3 protein-coding genes and 1 pseudogene are annotated in these 2,408 nt (G+C 50.8%); all 4 read right to left on the bottom strand.

Annotated features, from left to right (window positions below; all coding sequences use genetic code 11):
• Positions 1–187: 187 nt before the first annotated feature.
• A pseudogene (locus OO258_RS27805) lies at positions 188–283 on the bottom strand (threonine/serine dehydratase); the annotation flags it as partial.
• 42 nt (positions 284–325) lie between these two features.
• A complete protein-coding gene (locus OO258_RS27215; protein WP_218277891.1) occupies positions 326–733 on the bottom strand; it encodes a RidA family protein in 408 nt (135 codons plus the stop codon).
• 58 nt (positions 734–791) lie between these two features.
• Positions 792–2,087: an NAD(P)/FAD-dependent oxidoreductase gene (locus OO258_RS27210; protein WP_104882138.1), complete on the bottom strand. Its 1,296-nt coding sequence runs from the start codon at positions 2,085–2,087 to the stop codon at positions 792–794.
• Between the two features lie 55 nt (positions 2,088–2,142).
• On the bottom strand, positions 2,143–2,268 hold the full coding sequence (locus OO258_RS27800) for a Rid family hydrolase (RefSeq protein ID WP_104882137.1): 126 nt from the start codon (positions 2,266–2,268) through the stop codon (positions 2,143–2,145).
• Between the last annotated feature and the right edge of the window lie 140 nt (positions 2,269–2,408).

The raw sequence follows: 2,408 nt of genomic DNA, 5'->3' as shown, positions 1-2,408 counted from the left end.
AGGCTGAACCCTTGGGCACGGCCGATTTGAATGGTGGCGCGTTCTTCAACGCTGAGTTCGGAATAGGACATAGGGGCAGCACGGTACCGGAAAGGTCAGGTGTTGCACTCAGTTTTCGCGGCCGCCCTGCATTCGAGGCACCGCGAGCTTTGAAGGCTCCCGCTTTTTGCAAATTCTCGCACTTAAAAAACAGCTCTGCGCCTACCAGATCGTTGATAAAGCGTGATGTGAGAACTGGAGTCTTATGCACATACGGGGCGATCCGTTCCCGTGCTTCAAGCATGTCTTGAATCGTCGGAATAATCATCTCTTCCACCGCTTTTGACTATTTGTAAATATGGTTTGACGGATCAATTGCAACGGCGTCCAGTTCGATGAGGAAGCCATGGTGTAATTCTGGAACGGGCACTACAGAGCGGGCAGGTTTCGCGCTTCCAAACGCTCTCGAAAATGCAGCGTTGAAAACACCCCACTGATCCACCCCAACAATATAAGCCGTTACCTTCAGCACATTATCTGGGCTAGCACCTGCCGCATTTAGAATCGCAAGAAGATTGCCCAGTACTTGGTCAACCTGCTCCGCAAAAGGAGCTGCTTCATAGATACCTTGGGCATCAACTTTTATGGGGAGTTGGCCAGATATATGAATTAACCCCCCACCCTTGACCGCCTGACTGTAATGCCCCAAAGGCTGAGGCGCGCTATTCGTATTAACAATTGTAATATCAGTCATGAATGCCTCATGTTTCGTAAACAGTTAACCTTTCACCGACTCGGAGCAGACGAGGAACTCAATACATTTGGTGGGACTGAATCCTTCCAAACAGATTGAAGCGAGCAGGTGAGAAAGGTGAGATATCAATTGTTGTCTTTTCGCCTGCCACAAGGTCAGAAACCAACATCGCTGTCATCGGCGCTCCCGTCATTCCTAAGTGCCCATGGCCAAACGCATAGATGACATTTTGGCAACGTCGGGAATGACCGATTACCGGTAATGAATCGGGGATGCTCGGACGGAACCCCATCCACTTGGTAATATTTTTTTCCGGTCTAGTCGAAGAAAGCCCTGGAAAAAGATTTCGCGCATGCATATACAGCACGTCCGCACGCTTCCAATTGGGTGGGGCCTGCAGCCCTGCAAACTCCACAGTTCCCCCGATCCGCAAACCGGTATCCATTGGTGTAGCAATGAATTTTCCCTCGGCGTCCGTGGTAGGTATTTTGGGCACCACAAGAGGATCACGAATGAGAAGATGGTAACCGCGCTCAGTATCAAGCGGAATGTTATCCCCCAGGATTTCAGTGAGCGGTTTGGAGTGTGCACCGGCTGCGACTACCGCAGCGTCAACTGACACCACGCCAGAGGTGGTTTCAATTCCTATTAACTGTTCCCCGTTTAGAGCAAAGCCAGTCGCACGAGCGGACAGAAATTGACCGCCATTTTCTAGAACTTTTCGAAAAATTGAAGTTACTAGCTCATGTGGATTTGTCGTGTGCGAGTTTTCCGCAATAAGGACGCCTTTGGTATAAGCGCTGGAAATGCTTGGATCAAACTCACGTAGCTCTTCGGCACTCAAAGTCTGAGTTGATATTCCGTTGGCGTTCCTGAGCTCCCAACCACCGCGATCTTTGACAAAGGCCGATTCGGATCGATACACATAGAGGTGCCCTTCGTGTCGCAGAAGATGCTCAGCACCCGCCTCTTTCGCCAACGACTTAATCAAAGGAACGGTAGAACCGATGAGGCTTCTAAGCGCCTGGGACTGTTCCCAAACTTTAGCGCGCTTACCCGCGAGCAGAAATCTGACAAGCCAAGGTGTTATATTTGGCAAGTAGTTGAAACGAACGGCAAGTGGGCCCATCGGATCTAGGAGCCAGCTTGGGACATTTTTAATCATCCCGGGCATAGACATGGGAACAACAGATGATCCATTGAAGCAGCCAGCGTTACCGAACGACGCGCCTTCACCTGGCGGATCTGGATCAATTATCGTGACTTTGAAACCACGACGCTGAAGCATCAACGCAGTGCAAACACCGACGACTCCCGCTCCGATGACTCCAACATGCTTATCGGTCGAACTCATGATTGCTCTCTCAACGGCAGTGCGAAGCGCTGCAGTTAGAATGGGGTGGAATTCATTATTGGCACTTAGCTGCAGTTACAACGACTTCAACGAGAATATTGTCACCCAAATCAGACACGCCGATGGTAGCTCGAGCCGGTAGGGTTTCCGCATTGAGCCAAGACGTCCAAACCTCGTTCATTTCGGCTTTATTATGGCGGTTGCAGGAGCTGAGTGCAACACAGTTACTGGATTGAGGCGGGAGCCTCGTGATGCTTGGCCATCAGCTCGGTCATGACCTCGATGGGGCACTTGAAACCGAAGCGCTTACGCGGTCGGATG

It is taken from the genome of Pseudomonas sp. DCB_BI (genome assembly GCF_026240995.1).
In the GTDB taxonomy this organism is placed as follows: domain Bacteria; phylum Pseudomonadota; class Gammaproteobacteria; order Pseudomonadales; family Pseudomonadaceae; genus Aquipseudomonas.
The sequence above is the reverse complement of the archived record's forward strand: the minus strand, read 5'-3'. Positions and strand labels throughout refer to the sequence as shown.